This is a genomic window from Devosia sp. (assembly GCF_028290435.1).
Classification (GTDB): Bacteria; Pseudomonadota; Alphaproteobacteria; order Rhizobiales; family Devosiaceae; genus Devosia.
The window spans coordinates 1-19,977 of the sequence record NZ_JAQGJV010000048.1; the positions used below are offsets into that span (position 1 = coordinate 1).

Consider the following 19,977-nt stretch of genomic DNA (forward strand, 5'->3'; position numbering starts at 1 on the left):
AATGGTACTAAGTCTCAAGGCTTGGGAGAGTAGGTCGCTGCAAGGTCTGCCAAAAACGTATGGGTCTCAAATACAATGTCGAAACACAAAACCCCCAGTCAGAAATGACTGGGGGTTTTTGCGTTTCTAGGGCACCCAGAATGCCGCCGCGTGCCGCTGACAGCCACAGCCCCAACAACACCCTCTCGGCCATCGGCCATCCGCCATCAGCCATCGGCCATATGAGCCACCCGACGCGCCCTAAGCCGCCGGGAGCAGGTATCGGGACGCGCCCGCGCCTTCGAGCCGCAGCAGGAAATGCTTCACCTCGAGGCCGCCGGCGAAGCCAGTGAGGGTATCGTCGGAGCCCATGACGCGATGGCAGGGCGCAATAATCGAGATCGGCATAAGGTCATGGGTTGAAGCGGGCATTCGCTGAGCGCGAGTCCCATCAGGCGTCGACCTGGCCGTACCCCATCCGTCCCCAACCAGCGGTCAGACACTCACAGAGGACGGTTGTCCAGCAAGATCGATGCATTCAGCCCAGCCAGCATATTAGCGTTGTCGAGCGCAGCTTCAGTGACGTCGAAGTAGGCGGGCAGCCAGGGCTCGCCTCCAATCATTTCTGGCTCGCCGTGGATGTGGACACGCCATTCCAGTTTCGCCCAAAGCGGCAGCCATTTTTTGTCTTGCATGCCACCGACCTGCCTGTGGCCGTGACGCAGGCAGTATTCCATCACCGCGGCGCAAGATGCCGCCAATAACCTCACGCTACCGCGACCGCGTCGCTCCGGGATGATGAAGCCTCGAGTCCATTCCAGTACCTCTGCAGACCGCACGATGGGCGCAAGGGTAAAGGCGCCGGCAAAAACGGTGCTGGCCAAATGCGGCCTATCCGTTGGGATAAGGCGCGAGCCGGCGACAAATTCGCCGTGGTCCGAAACGAGGATGTAGACGGCATCGTCGGTATCAAATGCATCGAACTCGCGGCGAGAATGTGTAGCGGGAACCCAGCCAAGTTCTTCCGCGTAGACCCGATGGCGTTGATAATGGAAATGATCGAGTTGCTGGCTATACTTGGCAGCATTTGTGTGATCGACGACCAGAGCCTTAAGGGATGACTGGCGTGCTGAGACTGCAGAAGGTGGAGTGATGGTCATCAATACGAACTCCCAAATGATCGTCTAAGTAGCGTGTCACGCGGCACCAGCTGCGGCAATAGCGGCGTTCGATGGCCTCGCCAGAGTACTTGTGACGGGGGCGCGCGATCTCGCCTTTGAAGATGACCAGAATGCGCGGACCGGCCGCCGGCATTCCGGCAGCTGGCCCACCACTTTTCCAGACTGCGCGAGGGCTTCGGTGAGGGAGTGCCTGGCGCCGGGCAAGCTCAGCTATCGCAAACTGGCAAATCGGCCGGCAAATGCCATTCAGGGTTCTTGTAACCGCATTTTCGGGACGAGCCTATGCCCAAGCATGCAGACGGTCAGAATCGCCGCCGCGCAGCAGCCGGAATATCGCGAGGACATAGCCGCGGCATTGCGCTGCATCCTCGATATGGCGGCAGAGGCGAAGGGCCGGAGCACGGGGCTGCTCGACGTCCGTTGCTGGGCGGCTTGCCGCTGGGTCATGTGGCGGGAGCGCGGAGCATTCTGATGGGCCGCCCCAGTGTGCTTGATGCTGATCGGCGTGAGCTGCAGGTGGTTTAATGCTCGCACTGCGCCGGTCAAGGTGACCCGACCGCCTAGCAGCTCACGAAACTCAAATGCGCAGGTCCGCATGTCCCGATGGCATTGAGAGCGCCTCGATCACGCGGCATTGCTCCACATGGCCATGCCGGCATTGGGCCAACATGGCGACCAGTTCGCGCTTGAGCGCCGTCAGGCTGGCAATGCGGTGCTCGACCTCCGCCAGATGTTCGCTCGCAATACTGTCGGCAATGGCGCAGGACTGGAGTGGATCGTCCTGCAAGGTCAGGAGCGCGCGGATGGCCTCGATGTCGAAACCAAGTTCGCGCGCATGCCGGACAAAGCTCAAGCGTTGCATGGTGCGCTCGTCATAGAGGCGCCGGTTGCCCTCGGTGCGGGCCGCTGTGGGCAGAAGCCCGATTTGCTCGTAGTAACGAATGGTGGGGACTTTGACGCCGCTTCGCCGGGCGGCCTCGCCGATGGCAAATTCAACCATTTTGGGCTTGCTCCTCTAGTGACTGGAGATTGTATCGTGTCGCCAAGATGAGCGAAAGGCCACGACCATGAGTGCTTCCTGCTGCGATCATTGCCAGGCTGATAACGCCGCCGAAAGCCTGCACAACCAGACCTATCGGCGCGTTCTGTGGGCCGTTCTGGCGATCAACGCGGTGATGTTCGCGGTCGAGATCGGCGCGGGCCTGGCGTCGCGGTCGGCGTCCCTGCAGGCTGACTCGCTCGATTTCCTGGGCGATGCGGCCAACTATGCCATCAGCCTTCTGGTGGTCGGGATGGCATTGCGGGTCCGCGCGCGCGCCTCACTGGCCAAGGCGCTTACCATGGGCATTTTCGGCCTCTGGGTCATCGGGGTTGCCGGCTGGAACATGGCCACGGGTATAACGCCGCAAGCCTATACGATGGGGGTCGTGGGGATCACTGCCTTGCTCGCCAACGCCGCATCGTTCGGGCTGCTTTGGCGGTTCCGTGCTGGCGATAGCAATATGCGCTCGGCCTGGATCTGCACGCGGAACGACGTCATCGGCAATATCGCGGTGATGCTGGCGGCGTTCGGCGTGTTCGGCACCGGTGCGGGCTGGCCTGACGTGATCGTCGCAGCGGTCATGGGGGCTTTGGCGCTGCAAGGCGCGGTCGTGGTGGCGCGCCAGGCAATGGCCGAGCTGGAACTGCCGAGAGGGGCGCCGGCCGAATAGCCTCGGTCCCCGGCTTACCAGCGCAATGGGCGCTTGGCCTTGATGGCGGCGATGCGCTCGGTATCGGCGGCTTGCAGGTAGCGGCCGCGTTCCAGGATTTCGAGCGTGTATTCGTCATAGGTCAGGCCAAGGGCCTCGGCGCGGCGGGCGCGCATGATGGCGATGTCGGCGGGGACGTCCTTGAAGGCGGCGCGCTTGGCGGCCTTCCATTCGAAATAATTGCCGATGCCGTTGCTGCCCCATTCGGGAACGTGGGGGTCGTCGAGCGGCGGGCCGCCATTGTGGCCGGGAGGCAGGGGGGAGGACATGGCAGTGATGCTGCCATAGTGGGGGCGGGTTTTCCAGCCAGGATGATGTTGCGCCTTGTCAGGGTGAATTGCGCGTCACGCCACATTTTGCCCGCTTGCGGCGTTGACGGTGGCGTGGCGACCTGCTCGACAGGAAGCCGCACCGTTCCTTTGCCAAATATCGAGCCATTCATGCGTTTGTTGATTGCCCTATTGCTGGTCGTGTTGTCGTTGCCGGGCGTGGCCATGGCGCAAGTGCCAGTCCCAGCCGAGACCGCCGCACCAGCGGATGCCAGCATCGACGAGTTGATCCGCATCATCGAGAATGACGATACGCGGGCGGTGTTGCTGGAACGGCTGCGGCAGACGGCGACCGGTGAGACGGCGACGCCGGTCGAGACGGCACCTGATTTAAGCATTGCGCGGCAATTGGCCGAATATACGCGCCGCTCGGCCGAGGGCGTTTCCAGCACTTTGCGGGCAGTGGGGCAGGTGTTTAGCGATCTAGGTAAGGGCTTTGGCGGCGAGGGGGCCGATCTGTCGGCGCTGGGTGATGTGGCCATCGGCGTGCTGATCGTCGGCGCGGCGCTACTGGCCAGTTTCCTCGGATTGCGGGTCATCGTGATCTGGCTGCAGCGGCGCATTGCGGCGCGGGTGGCCGGCAGGCGCTGGTACATGCGGCTGGCCGGCGCGCTGGCCGCGGCGGCAATCGATGTCGGGTCGGTGGTTTTGGCCTGGGCGCTGGGCAATGTGCTGGCGCTGAGCGTGACCGGCACGCCGGGCAGCATGGGGATCAACCAGTCGCTGCTGCTCAATGCGTTCCTCCTCGTGGAATTGAGCAAGGTCGTGTTGCGCGCGGTGTTGCAGCCGCGCTTCGAAACGCTGCGGCTGGTGCCGGTGAGCGATACCAATGCGGCCTATTGGCTCTTTTGGTTGGCTCGTATCGTCTCGCTGCTCGGCTACACGTTCATGCTGGTGTCGCCGGTGATCGCGGCCAATCTGTCGGCAGGGATTGCGGCGGCGGTGCAGGTGCTGGTGATGGCGACGGCGGTGACCATCGGCATCGTCATCGTGCTGCAATGCAAGGAGGGCGTACGCGCCTGGCTGGGCCGGATGGCCGAAAGGCGCAGTACCGGAGCCGCGCAAGCGCTGCTGCTGATCGGCAGGATCTGGCACATCGTGGCGATCACGTACCTGGTGGCGCTGTTGATCGTGTGGTTCGCCAATCCGGATCGGGCGCTGCCGTTCATGCTGGGTGCCACGGTGCAGACCGCGATCGCCATCCTCGTGGGCATGCTGGTGGTGATGTTCATCTCGCGCTTCGTCGACGCGGGGCTGCATCTGCCCAAGGATATCAGCCAGAAATTGCCGCTGCTGGAAAAGCGGTTGCATGCCTTCGTGCCGCGCGTCATGGGCATTGTGCGCTGGATCGTCATTGCCGGCGTGGTGCTGGCCGTGGCGCAGGCCTGGGCGCTGTTCGACTTCGTCGGCTGGATTTCCAGCGATCGCGGGCAGCAGGTGGCGGTGTCGGTGATTTCGGCAGCACTGATCATCCTCGTGTGCATCCTGCTCTATGTGGCGGTTGCGTCCTGGGTGGAATACCGGCTCAACAATACGACCGGGGTGGCGGCGACCAATCGCGAAAAGACGCTGCTCAACCTGTTCAAGAACGCCTTCACCATTGCGCTGGTGGTGTTCGGGCTGATGCTGGCGTTGGCGCAGATCGGGGTCAATATTGCGCCCCTGCTGGCGGGCGCCGGGGTGCTGGGTCTCGCCATCGGCTTTGGTGCGCAAAAGCTGGTGCAGGACATCATCACCGGGATTTTCATCCAGTTCGAGAATGTGATGAACGAGGGCGATGTGGTGGAGGCGGCCGGCAAATCGGGCGTGGTGGAAAAGCTCACCATCCGCTCGGTGACCATTCGCGACATGACCGGCACGGTGCATCTGATCCCGTTCTCGTCGGTCGACCAGGTCAGCAATATGGTGCGGGGGTTCTCGTTCTACATCGCCGAGGTCGAGGTGGCCTATGACAGCGATATCGAGGAGGTCAAACAGGCGATGCGCGATGCTTTCGCCATGGTGATGGACAGCGAGCACAAGGACGTCGTGCTGGACGATCTCGACCTGCAGGGGCTGATCGCCATTACCCCCGCCTCCATGTCGTTGCGCGCCCGCATCAAGACGCTGGCGGGCAAGCAATGGGGGGCAGGGCGATATTTCAGCGAGAAGCTGATGCGACTGTTTGCGGAACGCGGTATCCAGGTGCCGACGCAGAGTGTGCGCTATGTTGAAGGGCGTGGCCCAATGCGCGGATTGCCGCCGGCCGCAGACTTGCCCAATGGAGGCGAAGAGCCGGCATAATGAGCCGCATAGCGGGAAGAACATCAATGCTTAGGATGACAACTAAAGCGGTTGTGATCGGGCTTGGTGTTTGCCTTAAGGCGATCTTAATTTGATAGGTTAAAATAGGGATACGCGCGGTTGCACACAGCCGGCGCGGACGCTGGCGGGGATGGGCCGGCGGTCGTGACTGGTTCATGCGTAATCACGAGGCCCAATATGGTGCACAAGACCGGCAAGCGCTTCGGCCTTGCGAAAGCTGTTTCGGCGATTGCCCTGGGAGCGGTGATGAGCTTTGGCGCTGTCAGCGCGCCCCTCGCCAGCAGCGCCGAATTCGTGCGCGCCTTGTGGCCGCAGGCCGAGCAGCACGGCGTCAGCCGACAGGCGTTCGAGGCGGCCTTTGCGGGCTATAGCCTCAGCCCCAAAATTCTGGAGCTGACCAAGAAGCAACCCGAATTCTCCCAGACCGTCTCGCAATATATTGCCAGGCGGGTCACCGACGCGCAGGCGCAAAAGGGCCGCGCCATGCGCAGCGAATGGAACCAGACGCTGACCGGAGCGGCACAGCGCTGGGGCGTGCAGCCGGAAGTCGTGCTGGCAATCTGGGGCATGGAAACCAATTTCGGCGGCTTCATGGGCGGCGAGAACACCATTTATGCCTTGGCGACGCTGACCGAGGGCGGCTATCGGCCGGACTATTTCCGCGGCGAGCTGCTGACGGCCCTGCGCATCATTTCGGATGGGAATGTTGCGCCGCGCGATATGGTGGGCTCCTGGGCCGGCGCGATGGGGCATACCCAATTCATGCCGTCCAGCTACATGCGCTATGCGGTCGACTACAATGGCGACGGGCGCAAGGATATCTGGAATTCGGTGCAGGATGCGCTGGGATCGACCGCCAATTATCTCAAGGAGCATGGCTGGCGGCCGGGCGAGACCTGGGGCTATGAGGTGCATTTGCCCCGCGGTTTCGACTATGCGGCGGCGCGGCACCTGGATCGTGCGCAGATCAGCCAGTGGCAGCAATTGGGCATCACCCGCAGCAACAACAAGAGCTTTCCGCGCGGCAGCGATGTGGCGCGGCTCTATATGCCGGCGGGCGCCAGCGGGCCGACTTTCCTCGTGCTGCACAATTTCGATGTCATCAAGCGCTACAACAATTCGGACAGCTATGCGCTGGCGGTCGGGCATCTGGCGGATCGGATCATCGGGGGCGGCGCGTTTGTATCGGGCTGGCCGGCCAATGATTACGCACTCAATGCCAGCCAGAAGGTCGAGTTGCAGGCACAGCTCAACCGCCGCGGCTTCAATGTGGGCACGCCGGACGGCGCCATCGGGCCCAAGACGCGGGCGGCGGTGATTGCCTTTCAGCAGCAGGCCGGGCTGCCGGCCGACGGGTTCGTGTCTGGAAGGCTGTTGGATCGGCTCAAGAATTAACCTTTCGTTAACTCTATGGCGGCAAAATCGGGGGGCTTAAGTAGAGGGCAGGCCGCTTCGGATATTGAGGCGCCTGCCCTCGCCCATAGCGGCACACCGATATTTCCGCCAGGCTGGGCTGCAAATGGCGGCTCGCTGCGCTCCGGTGCTCACGTACCGAAGGACGCTCCGCTCCGGTGCTCCCAAGCCACCATTTTCGCCTCATCCTGACAAAAATCTCGACGTGCCTTCGGCTGCGCAAGACCCAAGAAGTGTCCTCGTTCACAATGCTGGCACGATGCTGTGGCAGTCACACAATCTTCGGCTTTGTGCCGCAATCGATGATCCTCCCGCTCTCTGTTCGAATCGTATGTCCATGTTCCGATTTCCTTTGCTCCATTCCATTCGCGGCGTCGTGGTGATGCTGGCGCTGTTGCTGGCTTCGGGGCCGGCGCTGGCGCTGTCGATCATGGACCCGTTCAATCTGCCGGGGGCGATGGATGGCGGGACCTCCAAGGTGGGTGACGGGATCGCCTACGCGGATGGGCCGCGGTTCAAGCTCGATGTCTATGCGCCCGAGGCGCGCGGGGCGCCGGCGCCGGTGGTGTTTTTCATCTATGGCGGCGGCTGGAGCCATGGCGATCGCGGGGACTACCAGTTTGTCGGGCGGGCCCTGGCGGCGCGTGGCTTCGTCGCGGTGATTGCCGACTATCGGCTGTTTCCCGAAGTGAAATATCCCGACTTTCTCGACGACAATGCCAAGGCGCTCCGGTGGGTGCAGGACAATATCGCCAATTACGGCGGCGACCCGGAACGGCTATTTCTGGCTGGGCATTCGGCCGGGGCCTATAATGCGGTGATGCTGGCGCTCGACCAGTCCTTCCTCAAGGACTATGGCGTGACCATGCCGATCCGCGCCGTGGCGGCCTTGTCGGGGCCGTTCGATTTCTATCCGTTCGAATATGACGAGGTGCGCAATACCTTCGGTTCGGCCTCCAATCCCGAAGGCACGCAGCCGATCAATCTTGTCACTTCGGACGCGCCGCCCATGTTTCTGGCGACGGGCACCGGCGACCCCATCGTGCGGATGCAGAATACGGAGCACCTGGCGCGGGCTCTGCAGGCGCGCGGCACTTGGGTCACGACGAAATTCTATGAGGGCTTTGGCCATATGGAAGTGGTGATGGCGATGGGATCGCTCTGGCGCTGGCGCATGCCAGTGCTGGACGATGTGACGCTGTTCTTCAACCAGTTCGGGGCTTTCCCCAGCGGCGTGCCCTATATCGCCGTTGCGCCGCAGCCGCCCGACGAGGTCATTGAGCCGATGGACGATATCATCGCGCAGATGGATCAGATGTTCCAGCCTGTCAGCAAGTGATGCGGGCGGCGGGGGAATCAGTCTAGCGTCGGGCATGAGTGAGCATTTGCGATATGCCGGGGCGAGCCCGGAGCGGCAGCGCCAGGCGTTGGAACAGATCGTTCGTGGTCAGCCGATGCTGATGACGGTGCTGGCCGGGCTGCGCGAGATGGCGCTGCCGGACGGGTGGGTGGTGGCCGGCGCGATCTATAACGCGGTGTGGAACCACCTGACGGGCCGGGCGGCGCTGACCGGAATCAAGGATGTGGACCTGATCTATTTCGATGGCTCGGACCTGTCCTATGAGGCCGAGGACCGGGTGATCAAGGCGGCGGAAAAGGTGTTTGCCGGGCTGCCGCTGCCCGTCGAGGTGCGCAACCAGGCACGGGTGCACCTGTGGTTTCCCCAGAGATTCGGGATCTCGGTAACGCCGTTGACGCACTCAAAAGAGGCACTGACGCGCTACGCCTCACGCACCCATGCGGTGGCGGTGCGGCTCGAGCCCGATGATCGCTTGACCATCGAGGCGCCGTTCGGGCTGGACGATCTGTTCGCCTTGCGCATCACGCCCAATCCGGCGCTGGACAACCGCGCCGCCCACGAGGCCAAGGGCGCGCGGGCGAAGTCCGTTTGGCCGGAAATTACCGTCGTTCCATGGCCGGAGAGCCTCGATTAGGCTGGGTCGAACTGCACTGACTCGGCCGAGCGGGTCGATGGGCCATGATAGACTGCCTCGATATTGTTGCCATCGGGATCGAGGATGAAGGCGGCGTAGTAGCCGGGGTGATAGAAACGTTCGCCCGGGCCGCCATTGTCTTTGCCGCCGGCGGCGAGGGCCGCATGATAGAAGGCGTCGACCGTGGCGCGGTCCTTGGCCTGGAAGGCCAGGTGGACATGGGTGGGCGGCGTCTCGGCATCGCCGGTCGAGACGAACAGTTCGTCGAGGTAGAAAAACTCATCGTTGGACGCCTGAATCTCGAGGTCGAGCACGGCGAGCGCGCCTTCATAAAAGCGCTTGCTAGCCGCCAGATCCTTGGCGCGCAGGTGGACGTGATCAATCAGGCGGCCTCGGTGGAACGTCATGACCTGTCTCCATGAGCCTTATGCGGGTAACGCGGCAGGCGAGATGTGGTTCAGCTCGGCGGCGTAGTGCATGCACTACGCCTGCCAGCAGAGCCTACTCGGCTTCGTCGGCGGAAGCGGAATTGAGCTGGCCGTATTTTTCGACGCCGATCTTGCTCAATAGGTCGAGCTGGGTTTCAAGGAAGTCGATATGGCCTTCCTCGTCGGTCAGCAGCGCCTCGAACAGGTTCTTGGAGACATAGTCGCCAAGGCTTTCGCACAGTTCGCGCGATGCCTTATAGGCGGCTCGGGCATCGTATTCGCCGGCCAAATCGGCCTCGAGCACTTCCTTGATGGTCTGGCCGATTCGCAGGGGTGCGACGCGCTGCAGGTTGGGATGGCCTTCGAGGAAAATAATGCGCTCGATCAGGCGATCGGCGTGATGCATTTCCTCAATGGATTCAGCGCGTTCCTTGGCGGCAAGCTTCTTATAGCCCCAATCGTCGAGCAGACGAAAATGCACCCAATACTGGTTGACTGCGCCGAGTTCGAGAAAGAGGGCCTCGTTAAGCCGCTCGATGACTTGTGCTTCGCCTTTCACGACGATCTCCACTCCGTTGCTGCTTCAGCTTTGCAAGGCGGGTTTCGAGCTCGATGAGCTCTCCCGGCGTGCGTGCCTGCTGGAGGTGGTAGTTTTCGGTGACGCGAACGATAATGTCCACCACATTTGGCACGCAGCCACTGCATTTGGCGCGGCGCGCGAGCTCGCGGTAGACCTTGGCCGGAACCACCAACTGCCAGGGGTCCTCCTCGAGCAGCGCCAGGACAATGTCCTCGATCTGCTTGGAGGTAATCATATTGCACTGGCAGACGAGCATGGCGCGGGGTGGTTCTATTGGACTAAAAGCACGGCCGCATAAAACTGCGCCGATACCTGAATGTCAATGTCAGATATTGTCGCGCGGCTCCCGATGCGCAGTGCGGTTAAAACGCGGGAAATCAGGAACGCGCTCGTGCGTTGCGGGGACGGCGAAACCGTTTTAGGTCGAGGGCCGTATCTAGAGCATCTCCCCCTCCGAGTGCTGCATGGCCCTTTCCCTCCTGTCTGTCGTCAATGCGCTGCTGCCCAAGGATAGCGGCTCGCTCAAGCTGGCACGCGACGTCCCTTATGGGAGCGAGCCGCGACAGCGGCTGGATATCTATGTGCCCAAGGGGAGCGGGCCGTGGCCGGTCGTGTTCTTCATCTATGGCGGCTCGTGGATGGACGGGAGCCGGCACAATTACGATTTCGCGGGGAGGGCACTGGCGGCGCAGGGATTTGTCACCGTGATCGCCGATTACCGGCTGATCCCCCAGGTCGAATATCCGGGGTTTTTGCAGGATTGCGCCGCGGCTTTCGCCTGGTGCGTCGAGCATATCGGCGAGTATGGCGGGGATGCGCAGCGCATGGCGCTGATGGGGCATTCGGCGGGGGCGTATAATGCGGTGATGCTGGCGCTGGACCCCGCATACCTGCGGGCGCGCGGATTGCTCGGACGGGTCAAGGCGGTGGTGGGGCTATCGGGGCCATACGATTTCCTGCCCTTCGATGGGCCCATTTCGCTGCGAACCTTTGGCGCGGTGCGGGGGCCGAAGGCGACCCAGCCGATCAACCATGTCACGGCGGAGGCGCCGCCCATGTTCCTGGCCAATGGCGAGCGCGATACGCTGGTGGGACCGCAAAATGCCAAGGCGCTGGCGCGTCAATTGCGGGCGGTCGGCGTGGCGGTGAGCGAAAGCTATTATCCCACCATGGGGCACGGTCATGTGGTGATGGCGCTGTCGCGGCCGCTGCGGAAGATGGCGCCGGTGCTGGCGGAGGCGACGGCGTTTCTCACCGCGCGGCTGGGCCGATAACCCAATTCTTCAATTGTCCGCCGGTGGGGCCGGAACGTCTTGCCGCTGTTGGGCCGGGCCGGTTATGACTATGCCGCCAGGGGCCGGTGAGGGAGTTACCGACAATGAGCGGTCAGATCAAAATAATGCTGCGCGGCGCGGTGCTGGGGTCAGCCCTCTTGGTGCTGTCGGCCTCAACCGCTTTTGCCGGACCGCTGTTCGATGCCTGCGCGGCGGCGGCGGCGAGCCAGTTCGAGCCGGGCTTCGAGCATATCGGCCGGGACTTGGCGTCGGTGGATTCAGCGGTCGCGGTAGCGGCCTGCGAAAAGGCGCTCAAGGCCGAGCCGAATTCGGTGCAGCTCAAGGCCTGGCTGGCGCGGGCCTATTACGCTGCCAGCGATTATGAAAAGGCGGTGCCGCTATTCGAGGCGGCAAGCGCCGCCGACAATGTGGTGGCGCTGTCGCTGTTCGGCGACATGCTGACGACCGGCGACGGCATCGGCAAGGACATGTCGCGCGGCGCCGCGCTGCTGACCAAGGGCGCCGAGGCGGGATATGCGCCGGCGCAGAACAGCCTGGGGCTGAGCTATGATTTCGGCGAGGGCCTGACGCAGGACTATGCGCAGGCGGCAAAATGGTATCGGGCGGCGGCCGAACAGGGCCTGTCCAAGGCGCAATCCAATCTGGGGCTGATGTATCAGGATGGGCTGGGCGTGCCGCGCGATTACGTGGCGGCGGCGGCGTGGTTCGAGCGCTCGGTGGCGCAGGGCGATGCCTCGGGCCAGGTCAATCTGGGCAAGCTGCTGTCGGACGGGCTGGGTCAGCCGGTGGATTACGTGCGGGCGGCCGAACTCTACAAGGCCGCGGCCGAACAGGGCGACCAATATGGCCAGAACAATCTGGGTTTCCTGATCGAAAACGGGCTGGGGCAGACGGCCGATCCCAAAGCGGCGGCAGTGCTGTATCAAGAGGCGGCGGATCAGGGCATGGCACTGGCCCAGCACAATCTGGCGCTGCTCTATGAAGACGGGCGCGGCGTCGAGCAGGATTATGCCAAGGCGCTGGCGCTCTACAAGCAGGCGGCCGAAGGCGGCGAAATGCTGGCGGCGGTCAATCTCGGCCTGCTCTACATGGATGGTCACGGCACGCCGATCGACAATGCCGAGGCGCTGAAATGGACGCAGATCGCCGCCGATGCGGGCCAGGTCATCGGGCTCAACAATATGGGCCATATTTACGAAGAAGGCCTGGGGGTTCCGGCCAACAAGGAAACCGCGATCTCCTATTACCAGAAGTCGGCGGACCAGGGCTATCAGCTGGCGATCGACAATCTGGCCCGCCTGCGTGGCGCGCAGGGTGACGGGACGGGCAAGACGAAGCGGAAGTAGGGCTGCACCACCCCACCTCTTTGGTAGCCTGAAGACTCAGTGGCTGGTTTCGTTCAGCGTATTGGCCAGCTCGACCGCCCGGGTTGCCGTGGCGTTCATCATGCAGGCCGATGCCATGACCGAGCGAATGGTACCGCCCTGCCATAGCGCGTCGGCGAAAGCGCAGTCGGCGTCGCGAAATTTGAGCCAGGCGCGCTGGGCGGTCTTAAGGCTGTCGAACACGGCTGGCTCCAGCGAGGCCTGCAGGTCGGCATAGTTTGAATTGAGATACTGGTCCCACCAAGCCTGCTCGCGCTGGTTACAGGCGGTCATGCCTTGCGTGCTGTCTCCGCCCGGGACGTCCTGGCAAAGGCCTGACGCGGCGCCGATGCAGTCGTGCATGCTGGCGGTATCGGTGGGCTCTTTACTGTTGTTGGTATCGTTGACAGCTTCGATGCACTGCTGAAGCGCCATTTCATCGTCGCTGGTGTAGCTGGGCTCCTGCGCCATGGCGGTGGCGAAGCAGGCGAAGGTCAGCGCAGCGGCAAGCAAGAATTTCATGGCTTGGCATCCTTCTGGCGGCGGGCCGCAACGATAGCCGCAGAGGCGGCTGTGCGGTGGGCCGAAGACAGAAATTCGCGCTGTGCGAGCACCAGGATCGTCAGCAGGCACGCCACGATGGTCGCCCATTCCGATACGAACCAGGCCACGGTCGAGACCGAGAAATAATAGGCCCGGATACCGCTGTTGAAATTGCGCGCGCCCAGGATGTTCATCTCGGTGATGGCGTCGAGCTCTTCCTCGGAAGCCGGGACGGAGGGATCGAGGGTTCCCAGCATGATGCAGAAGTGATTGAACTGGCGCAGCGACAGGGTGAAGGCGAAGAAGGCCAGCACGAACATGGTCAGCATGACCACCAGATGCAGTTGCACTTCGGTGACGCTGTAGCGGGCATCGAGCGACAGCGATGACAGCGATTCCATGAGAGCCGGAATTTGCCCGAACACCGCAAACACGGCCAGCACCATCAGCACGGCGGTCGAGGCGAGAAAGCTGACGGACTGCATGATATTGCCCGACAGGATGGCGTCGAACGGGCTCTCGCGCCGCGCCGCATTGGCGACCCAGCGGCGGCGTTGCAGGTTCATGATGGACGACAGCGAGGGCCGCAGCTTCTCCACCTGCGGAATGAAAATATTGTAGGCGAAGTAACAGATCAGCGGGAATAGCGTCGTCAGCAGCGTCATGAGGCCCCGGCAGGACGGTTGGTGAACCGTCCTGTTATAACGCGCCGTGTGTAAAGAGCAGCTTTAGTTCGGGCGTGGATAGCGGCGGTGGATAGCGGCGATCCCGTCCAGAACCTGCGGGCTCAGGGTGATGTCGAGCGCGCCCAGATCGGTGCGCAATTGCGCCACGCTGGTCGCGCCGACGATGACCGAGGTCATGAATGGACGGGTCAGGCAGAAGGCGATGGCCATCTGCGCCGGGTCGAGGCCGTGCTCTTTGGCCAGCGCCACATAGTCGCGCACTGCGGGGGTGGAGAATTCGTTGAGCCGCCACAGGCCCTTCTGGTATTCGGCCCGGCTGCCGGACGGAATGGTGCCATCCAGATATTTGCCCGTCAGGATGCCCGAGGCGAGCGGCGAATAAGCCAGCAGGCCCACATCCTCGTGATGGCTGAGTTCGGTCAGGTCGAGATCGAACTGGCGGCGGATCAGGTTGTATTCGTTCTGCACCGAGGCCAGCCGCGGCAGGTCGTGCTGCTCGGCGAGCTTGAGCCACTGGGCGATGCCCCAGGTGGTTTCGTTGGAGACGGCGGCGTGGCCGATCTTGCCTTCCTTGATCAGGTCGTCGAAGGCGTGGAGCAGCTCGAGAATGTTGGAAATGCTGTCGGCCGTGTCTTGGGTATGGGGCGCATAGGTCCAGCCATTGTCGAAATTGTAGCTGCCGCGCGACGCCCAATGGATCTGATAAAGCTCGATGCGATCGGTCTTGAGCCGGCGCAGGCTGCCTTCGACCGCTTCACGCAGGGATTTGCCATCTGCGCGGCCGCCATCGCGCAGGAATTTTGTGCCGCCGCCGCCGATTTTGCTGGCCAGGATCCAGCCGTCGCGCTTGCCGGTTTTGGCGAACCAGTTGCCGATGATTTCCTCGGTGCGGCCCGACGTCTGCGGGCTGCCGGGGACGGCGTAGAGCTCGGCGGTGTCCATGAAGTTGAGGCCGGCCTCAAGCGCCAGGTCGATCTGGGCGTGGCCTTCGGCTTCGGTGTTCTGGCTGCCCCAGGTCATGGTGCCGAGGCAAAGTTCGGTGACCCGCAGATCGGTGCGGCCCAGGGGCTTGAGTTTCATGATGATGCTTTCGGCAGGAGGGAGAATGGTCTTTTAGAGCAGGCGCATGACAAACGGCAGGGGGCGCCGGATAAAATTGTGCGCGATATCAGGAGCATGGCTGGCATAAATGGCCCGCATTGCGGGCTTGGTCAAAAAACTGTCACGCAGCCCCCATTTTAGCCTTGAGGTATCGGCGCGCAGCCCCTATATACCCCTCAACGCAGCGGCAATGCCGCGACGGCGCTTCGCTCCAGGGTAATGTTTCCAAAGACTTATCGCGGGATGGAGCAGCCCGGTAGCTCGTCAGGCTCATAACCTGAAGGTCGCAGGTTCAAATCCTGCTCCCGCAACCAATGTTCCCCAGATCGGGGCGCCGGCGTATTGAAAACCCGTGCATCGCAAGATGCGCGGGTTTTTCTTTGGCCGGGCAGGTCGCCGCATTGACAGCCCCGGGGCGATGCGGAACAAGCCGATATCCCATATCGTATCGGATTTGTCATGGTTCTGGTTTCGGTTGAAGACTGCACGCATGCGGCGTTGAGCGTATTGGCCGCCGCTGGGGTGCCGCCGGAGCATGCGCAGATGCAGGTCGACCTGCTGATCGACGCGGAACTGCGCGGCGTGCCGTCGCATGGCATGCTGCGGTTTCAGCGGATTTTCGATCGCATCGCCAATGGGTTCGCCGACGCACGGACGCGCGGTATCCACCAATGGCGCGGCGAGGCTTTTTTGAGCGTGGACGGGCAGAATGGCCTGGGCCCGGTGGTGGCGCAGTATGCCGTCGATGCGATTGCGGCGCGCGCAAAACAGACCGGGATCGCGGTGGCGGCGATTTCGGCCAGCAACCATATCGGCATGCTGGCCTGGTATGCCGAGACGATTGCCGAGGCGGGGCAGGTGGCGATCATCCTGACCACCAGCGAAGCGCTGGTGCATCCGTTTGGCGGCCGCACGGCCTTGCTGGGCACCAATCCCATCGCCATCGGGGTGCCCACGGATACGGGGCCGTTCGTCATCGATCTGGCGACCAGCGTGGTGTCGATGGGGGAAATTCACGATCACGCCCATCGCGGCGCCGCGCTGCAGCCGGGCTGGGCTGTGGACGCTCAAGGCAATCCAACAACCGATGCGGTCGCCGCTAAAAGCGGAGCGATTGCGCCGTTCGGTGGCGCCAAGGGTTATGCGCTGGGGCTGGCGTTCGAACTGTTGGTAACGGCATTGACCGGGGCGGCGCTCGGACGCGACGTCACCGGCACGCTCAATGCCAGCAAGCTGTGCAACAAGGGCGATGTGTTTATCGTCATCGATCCACTGTCCGGGCAAGGGGCGGCGCTCTCGGCCTATCTCGACGTCCTGCGCAACACGCCGCCCGCGGATGGGTTCGACACCGTGCTGATCCCCGGCGAGCGGGGGCGGGCATTGAAAGCCGAGCGGCGCCTGGCCGGGCTGACGCTGGCCGATGAAGTGTGGGACACGCTGGTGCGGTTGCGCGACCAGGCGGCGGTGCGATAATGGCGGTTCCAAGCGCAGTGGCGGGATTGTTGCGGCGGCCAGCCCGGCTGGGCGACGAGGTTTATAGCGCGATCTTTTCTCGCATTATGGCGCTGGAAATCGCACCGGGTGCCCGGATTTCGGTCGATGCGCTGGCGCGCGAACTGGGCGTGTCGCAAACCCCGATCCGCGAGGCGCTGACCCGGCTGGAGAGCGAAGGCCTCGTGGTCAAGACGCATCTGGTGGGCTATAGCGCGGCGCCCCAATTGAGCGCGGGCCAGTTCAATGATCTTTATGAATTGCGCATGCAGCTGGAGCCGTTCGCGGCGGCCAAGGCGGCTCAGCTGATGCCGGAAGCGGTGATGGGCCAGCTGGCAGGACTGTGCGCGGACATGAGCGCACTGGCCCACAACGAGGGTCTGGGTGCCTACGCGCAATTCGCCCAGCTCGACATGGCATTTCACGACCAGATCGCCGCCAGCGCCGGCAATCGGCTGGTCTTGGAGGCGCTGGCGCGACTGCATACCCACGTGCATCTGTTCCGCCTGGTGTTCAATGCGCGCGTAACCGCGGACGCGCTCGAGGAGCACAACAACATCGTCGCGGCGATCCGGCGGCGCGATAGCCTGGCCGCCCAGGCGGCGATGACGGCCCATATCGAGGCTTCGCGGATGCGCTTTGCGGCGCGATATCAACAATAGGGGAACCGTGCGCCCGATCCGTCAGGGTGGACTTTAGGGCTGCATGGCGTCACAACGGCGTCAGCCGACCGCCAGAATTCAAGAAGGACATGCCATGACCAATGCCAGCGCCGCCCAGGCCGCCCTCCTGCTGTCGCGCGTGCGCCGGACCGGCGAACAGCTCGTGACCTTTCCCGAAGCCCTGATCCCCCAGGATCGCGCCGCCGCCTATGCGATCCAGGACGAAATCATTGCGCTCGAAGGCGAAGTGGGCGGCTGGAAGATCGGCTCGGGGATGGAGGCGGTGCCGGTTGTCTCCCCGATCCTGGCGCATTCGTTTTTCAACTCCGGCACCACGCTCAATATCGCCGACCTGATGGCCACGCTGGTCGAAGTGGAAGTGGGCCTCAAGCTTGGGGCCGACCTCACCGCGCGGCCCGGCGGCTATTCGCGCGACGAAGTGATCGCGGCGATCGAAGGGTTCCTGCCGGCCTTTGAAATCATTGGAACGCGCTTCGCGCCCGAATACGAGCTGCCCAAGATGCTGAATATCGGCGACCTTCAGGTCAATGCCGCCGTGGTCAGCGGCGCCCTGGTGACTGATTGGCAGGGCCTGAGCCTGGGCGATCTCAAGATGAGCCTGACGATCGGCGGCAAGGTGCTGGAAACCGATACTGGCGCCACGCTGGATGTGATCATCGACTCCATCGTCTGGCTCGCCAATGAGGCGTCCCTGCGCCAGGGCGGGCTGCGCAAGGGCCAGATCATCATCACCGGATCGCGCCTCAAGGAGACGCTGGGGCAGGCGGGCGAGGCGATGAGCGCCAACCTGGGCGCACTCGGCACAATTTCGGTCAAGCTGGCGTAATCTACGATGGAACGGCAGGGCTACGGTATTCTCGCGCTGCTCGCCAGCGTGCTGGCGGTTTCGGGGCTGGTGTTTGCCGATATCGCGCCGCATGTGGCCGACTATATCGTGCTGATCGCCGGAGCGGCTGGCCTCGTCGCCGCCATCGTGCATCGCGACGCGATATTGGCGGTACGGCCGTGGTGGATGTTGCTGCTGGCGCTGGTCTGCCTGGGGCTGACTCTGCCCTTCGTCTATCGCGGTTCGACGGATCTGGTGCCGATCCTGGCGCTGGCGCCGTTCCTCGTCGTGCCCGGCGTCGCGTTCCTCTTGGCGCAGAACCAGCCCCTGTTGCGGCCGTTCTCACTGCCGCTGCTGTGCCTGTTCGGGGCCATCGCGGCGGCGCTGCTCGGCCTGTCGGAATATCTGGCCACCGGGATTGCGCGCGTCGAGGTGGGAAACAATCCCATCCATTATGGCGGCATCGCGATCGTGCTGGGCTTCATGGCGCTGACGGGCATCTGTGTCGGGCGCTCGCCGTGGCGGGTGCTGTTCTTGCTGGGACCGATCGCCGGAATGCTGGCCGCGATCCTGTCGGGGTCGCGCGGGCCACTGCTGGGCGGCGTGGCGATGGCGGTGGTCGGCATGCCGATCCTGCTGTTCTGGTATCGCCGCGATCTGGCATTGGTGCTGACCGTGGTGGTTCTGGCGTTGGGCGCCTTGGCCTTTGGCCTGACATCGGGGTCCTCGATGCGGGCGCTATCGGTGTTCGGCGAGATGACGCAAGCGCTGGGTGCTGGCGGCCCATCGCCAACCCCGGATGTGTATCGCACCGCGATGTATCAATCCGCCCTGCAACAGTTTCTGGCGTCGCCGATTTTTGGACAGGGGTTCGGGCAGATCATGGAAACGGTCCGCGTGGCCCATCCTGACTTGCCGGAACTAGCAACCCTCGAGCACATGCACAGCGATATCGCCGATTTCGCGGCGCTGGGCGGGCTGTTGGGCCTGCTGGCCTATGGGCTGATCATTGCTGCCCCGCTGGCAAATTTGCGCTTCGGCAAGGCCAGGTCCACCGACCGCGTCGTCGCCTTGGGCAGTGCGCTGCTGGCCACGGGCTATCTCTTCCTCGGCCTGACCAATGCGATGTTCGGGGTCCTTCCCCAGACGGTGTTGTTCGCCCTGCTGCTCGGTTACCTGATCGCGCTGCGCCGCAACACGGATAGTCTCAGCACGCCACCACGTTGACGGCGAGGCCGGCAAGGCTGGTTTCCTTATAGCGCTCGGACATGTCCATGCCGGTCTGGCGCATGGTCTCGATACAGGCGTCGAGCGGCACCGCATGGGTGCCGTCGCCCTTGAGGGCCAGCGAAGCTGCGGTGACGGCCTTGACGGCGCCAAAGGCGTTGCGCTCGATGCAGGGGATTTGCACAAGGCCGGCGACCGGATCGCAGGTCATGCCCAGATGGTGCTCCAGCGCGATTTCGGCAGCGTTTTCGACCTGGGTCGGGGTGCCGCCCATGACGGCGCAGAGCCCCGCGGCGGCCATCGCCGAGGCGGAGCCCACCTCGCCCTGGCAGCCCACTTCGGCGCCCGAAATCGAGGCATTGTGCTTGATAATGCCGCCAATGGCGGCGGCGGTCAGCAGATAGTCGCGAATGGTCGAGCTATTGGCGCGGGCATCGAACTTGATGAAATAGCGCAGCACGGCGGGGATGACCCCGGCGGCGCCGTTGGTGGGCGCGGTAACGACGCGGCCGCCGGCGGCGTTCTCCTCGTTGACGGCCATGGCGTAGACGCTGAGCCAGTCATTGGCCATGAGTGGGGTGATTTCGTTGCGCTGCCATTGGGCATCGAGCTGGGCCACGATGGCCTTGGCGCGGCGCTTGACGTTGAGGCCGCCGGGCATGATGCCCGATTGGTCGAGGCCTCGGTCGATGCAAGCGGCCTCAACGTCAAGCGCCGCGCCAAGGCCATCGTGGCCCAGCTCGATGCCCAATGGCAGCGCAACGAAATCACCCCACTCATGGCCAATGACTGGCTCAGCGTC

The 19,977-nt window shown here is 63.3% G+C and carries 23 protein-coding genes and 1 tRNA gene; 13 read left to right on the top strand and 11 right to left on the bottom strand.

The annotated features are described in order from the left end of the window. Window positions 1-240: 240 nt before the first annotated feature. Together JWP26_RS11525 and JWP26_RS11530 are read right to left on the bottom strand one after the other, a co-directional pair. Window positions 241-411, bottom strand: a complete 171-nt coding sequence (locus tag JWP26_RS11525; protein ID WP_299727405.1) for an MGMT family protein — start codon at window positions 409-411, stop codon at window positions 241-243. Window positions 412-482: 71 nt separating this feature from the next. Further along, entirely contained in the window at window positions 483-1,139 is a 657-nt protein-coding gene (locus tag JWP26_RS11530) for an acyl-homoserine-lactone synthase (protein WP_299727408.1), read from the bottom strand. 91 nt (window positions 1,140-1,230) lie between these two features. On the opposite strand from JWP26_RS11530, the gene JWP26_RS11535 reads away from it, so the two are divergent. Further along, entirely contained in the window at window positions 1,231-1,632 is a 402-nt protein-coding gene (locus JWP26_RS11535; RefSeq protein WP_299727410.1) for a hypothetical protein, read from the top strand. 105 nt (window positions 1,633-1,737) lie between these two features. Here JWP26_RS11535 and JWP26_RS11540 read toward each other — a convergent pair whose 3' ends face one another. Then, complete coding sequence (locus JWP26_RS11540; RefSeq protein WP_299727413.1) at window positions 1,738-2,160, bottom strand: helix-turn-helix domain-containing protein; 423 nt, start codon at window positions 2,158-2,160, stop codon at window positions 1,738-1,740. 67 nt (window positions 2,161-2,227) lie between these two features. Here JWP26_RS11540 and JWP26_RS11545 point away from each other — a divergent pair, with 67 nt between their 5' ends. Then, on the top strand, window positions 2,228-2,872 hold the full coding sequence (locus JWP26_RS11545; protein ID WP_299727416.1) for a cation transporter: 645 nt from the start codon (window positions 2,228-2,230) through the stop codon (window positions 2,870-2,872). A 14-nt stretch (window positions 2,873-2,886) separates the two neighbouring features. Here the strand turns inward: JWP26_RS11545 and JWP26_RS11550 are convergent, their stop codons facing one another. Then, entirely contained in the window at window positions 2,887-3,180 is a 294-nt protein-coding gene (locus tag JWP26_RS11550) for a hypothetical protein (protein ID WP_299727419.1), read from the bottom strand. A gap of 171 nt (window positions 3,181-3,351) precedes the next feature. Between JWP26_RS11550 and JWP26_RS11555 the strand changes: the two genes are divergently transcribed. From JWP26_RS11555 to JWP26_RS11570, 4 genes are all read left to right on the top strand, one after another. After that, complete coding sequence (locus JWP26_RS11555) at window positions 3,352-5,523, top strand: mechanosensitive ion channel domain-containing protein (RefSeq protein ID WP_299727422.1); 2,172 nt, start codon at window positions 3,352-3,354, stop codon at window positions 5,521-5,523. A gap of 198 nt (window positions 5,524-5,721) precedes the next feature. Then, window positions 5,722-6,939, top strand: coding sequence for a lytic murein transglycosylase (locus JWP26_RS11560; RefSeq protein WP_299727425.1), 1,218 nt, complete (start codon window positions 5,722-5,724; stop codon window positions 6,937-6,939). A gap of 355 nt (window positions 6,940-7,294) precedes the next feature. Then, entirely contained in the window at window positions 7,295-8,296 is a 1,002-nt protein-coding gene (locus JWP26_RS11565; protein ID WP_299727428.1) for an alpha/beta hydrolase, read from the top strand. A gap of 34 nt (window positions 8,297-8,330) precedes the next feature. After that, the gene (locus JWP26_RS11570) at window positions 8,331-8,951 is read left to right on the top strand and encodes a nucleotidyltransferase family protein (protein ID WP_299727431.1); all 621 of its coding nucleotides are present in this window, start codon (window positions 8,331-8,333) and stop codon (window positions 8,949-8,951) included. Here the strand turns inward: JWP26_RS11570 and JWP26_RS11575 are convergent. The 3 genes from JWP26_RS11575 to JWP26_RS11585 form a co-directional block, all read right to left on the bottom strand. Beyond that, complete coding sequence (locus JWP26_RS11575) at window positions 8,948-9,358, bottom strand: VOC family protein (protein ID WP_299727434.1); 411 nt, start codon at window positions 9,356-9,358, stop codon at window positions 8,948-8,950. The genes JWP26_RS11570 and JWP26_RS11575 overlap by 4 nt on opposite strands. A gap of 94 nt (window positions 9,359-9,452) precedes the next feature. Beyond that, a complete protein-coding gene (gene bfr, locus JWP26_RS11580; RefSeq protein WP_299727436.1) occupies window positions 9,453-9,938 on the bottom strand; it encodes a bacterioferritin in 486 nt (161 codons plus the stop codon). Continuing rightward, a complete protein-coding gene (locus tag JWP26_RS11585; RefSeq protein ID WP_299727439.1) occupies window positions 9,904-10,215 on the bottom strand; it encodes a (2Fe-2S)-binding protein in 312 nt (103 codons plus the stop codon). The genes bfr and JWP26_RS11585 overlap by 35 nt, the downstream gene beginning before the upstream one ends. A 208-nt stretch (window positions 10,216-10,423) precedes the next feature. Here JWP26_RS11585 and JWP26_RS11590 point away from each other — a divergent pair, with 208 nt between their 5' ends. Next, window positions 10,424-11,233 carry an alpha/beta hydrolase gene (locus tag JWP26_RS11590; protein ID WP_299727441.1) on the top strand — a complete coding sequence of 270 codons (810 nt, stop codon included), beginning with the start codon at window positions 10,424-10,426 and terminating at the stop codon, window positions 11,231-11,233. A 104-nt stretch (window positions 11,234-11,337) separates the two neighbouring features. After that, window positions 11,338-12,600, top strand: coding sequence for a tetratricopeptide repeat protein (locus JWP26_RS11595; protein WP_299727443.1), 1,263 nt, complete (start codon window positions 11,338-11,340; stop codon window positions 12,598-12,600). Window positions 12,601-12,636: 36 nt separating this feature from the next. Here JWP26_RS11595 and JWP26_RS11600 read toward each other — a convergent pair whose 3' ends face one another. From JWP26_RS11600 to JWP26_RS11610, 3 genes are all read right to left on the bottom strand, one after another. Then, a complete protein-coding gene (locus JWP26_RS11600) occupies window positions 12,637-13,140 on the bottom strand; it encodes a lysozyme inhibitor LprI family protein (RefSeq protein WP_299727446.1) in 504 nt (167 codons plus the stop codon). Continuing rightward, entirely contained in the window at window positions 13,137-13,826 is a 690-nt protein-coding gene (locus tag JWP26_RS11605) for a DUF599 domain-containing protein (protein WP_299727449.1), read from the bottom strand. Before JWP26_RS11605 ends, JWP26_RS11600 begins: the two co-directional genes overlap by 4 nt. 63 nt (window positions 13,827-13,889) lie before the next feature. Beyond that, the gene (locus tag JWP26_RS11610; RefSeq protein ID WP_299727451.1) at window positions 13,890-14,927 is read right to left on the bottom strand and encodes an aldo/keto reductase; all 1,038 of its coding nucleotides are present in this window, start codon (window positions 14,925-14,927) and stop codon (window positions 13,890-13,892) included. A 258-nt stretch (window positions 14,928-15,185) separates the two neighbouring features. Here JWP26_RS11610 and JWP26_RS11615 point away from each other — a divergent pair. The 5 genes from JWP26_RS11615 (at window position 15,186) to JWP26_RS11635 (ending at window position 19,175) form a co-directional block, all read left to right on the top strand. After that, a tRNA-Met gene (locus JWP26_RS11615) sits at window positions 15,186-15,262 on the top strand. A gap of 145 nt (window positions 15,263-15,407) precedes the next feature. Further along, window positions 15,408-16,421, top strand: a complete 1,014-nt coding sequence (locus JWP26_RS11620) for an Ldh family oxidoreductase (RefSeq protein ID WP_299727454.1) — start codon at window positions 15,408-15,410, stop codon at window positions 16,419-16,421. Then, window positions 16,421-17,101 carry a GntR family transcriptional regulator gene (locus tag JWP26_RS11625; protein ID WP_299727457.1) on the top strand — a complete coding sequence of 227 codons (681 nt, stop codon included), beginning with the start codon at window positions 16,421-16,423 and terminating at the stop codon, window positions 17,099-17,101. Before JWP26_RS11620 ends, JWP26_RS11625 begins: the two co-directional genes overlap by 1 nt. 94 nt (window positions 17,102-17,195) lie before the next feature. Beyond that, window positions 17,196-17,948: a fumarylacetoacetate hydrolase family protein gene (locus JWP26_RS11630; RefSeq protein WP_299727460.1), complete on the top strand. Its 753-nt coding sequence runs from the start codon at window positions 17,196-17,198 to the stop codon at window positions 17,946-17,948. Between the two features lie 6 nt (window positions 17,949-17,954). Next, the gene (locus tag JWP26_RS11635) at window positions 17,955-19,175 is read left to right on the top strand and encodes an O-antigen ligase (protein ID WP_299727463.1); all 1,221 of its coding nucleotides are present in this window, start codon (window positions 17,955-17,957) and stop codon (window positions 19,173-19,175) included. Here JWP26_RS11635 and JWP26_RS11640 read toward each other — a convergent pair. Continuing rightward, a partial coding sequence (locus JWP26_RS11640; RefSeq protein WP_299727466.1) for an L-serine ammonia-lyase occupies window positions 19,156-19,977 on the bottom strand: 822 nt, incomplete at its 5' end. The genes JWP26_RS11635 and JWP26_RS11640 overlap by 20 nt on opposite strands.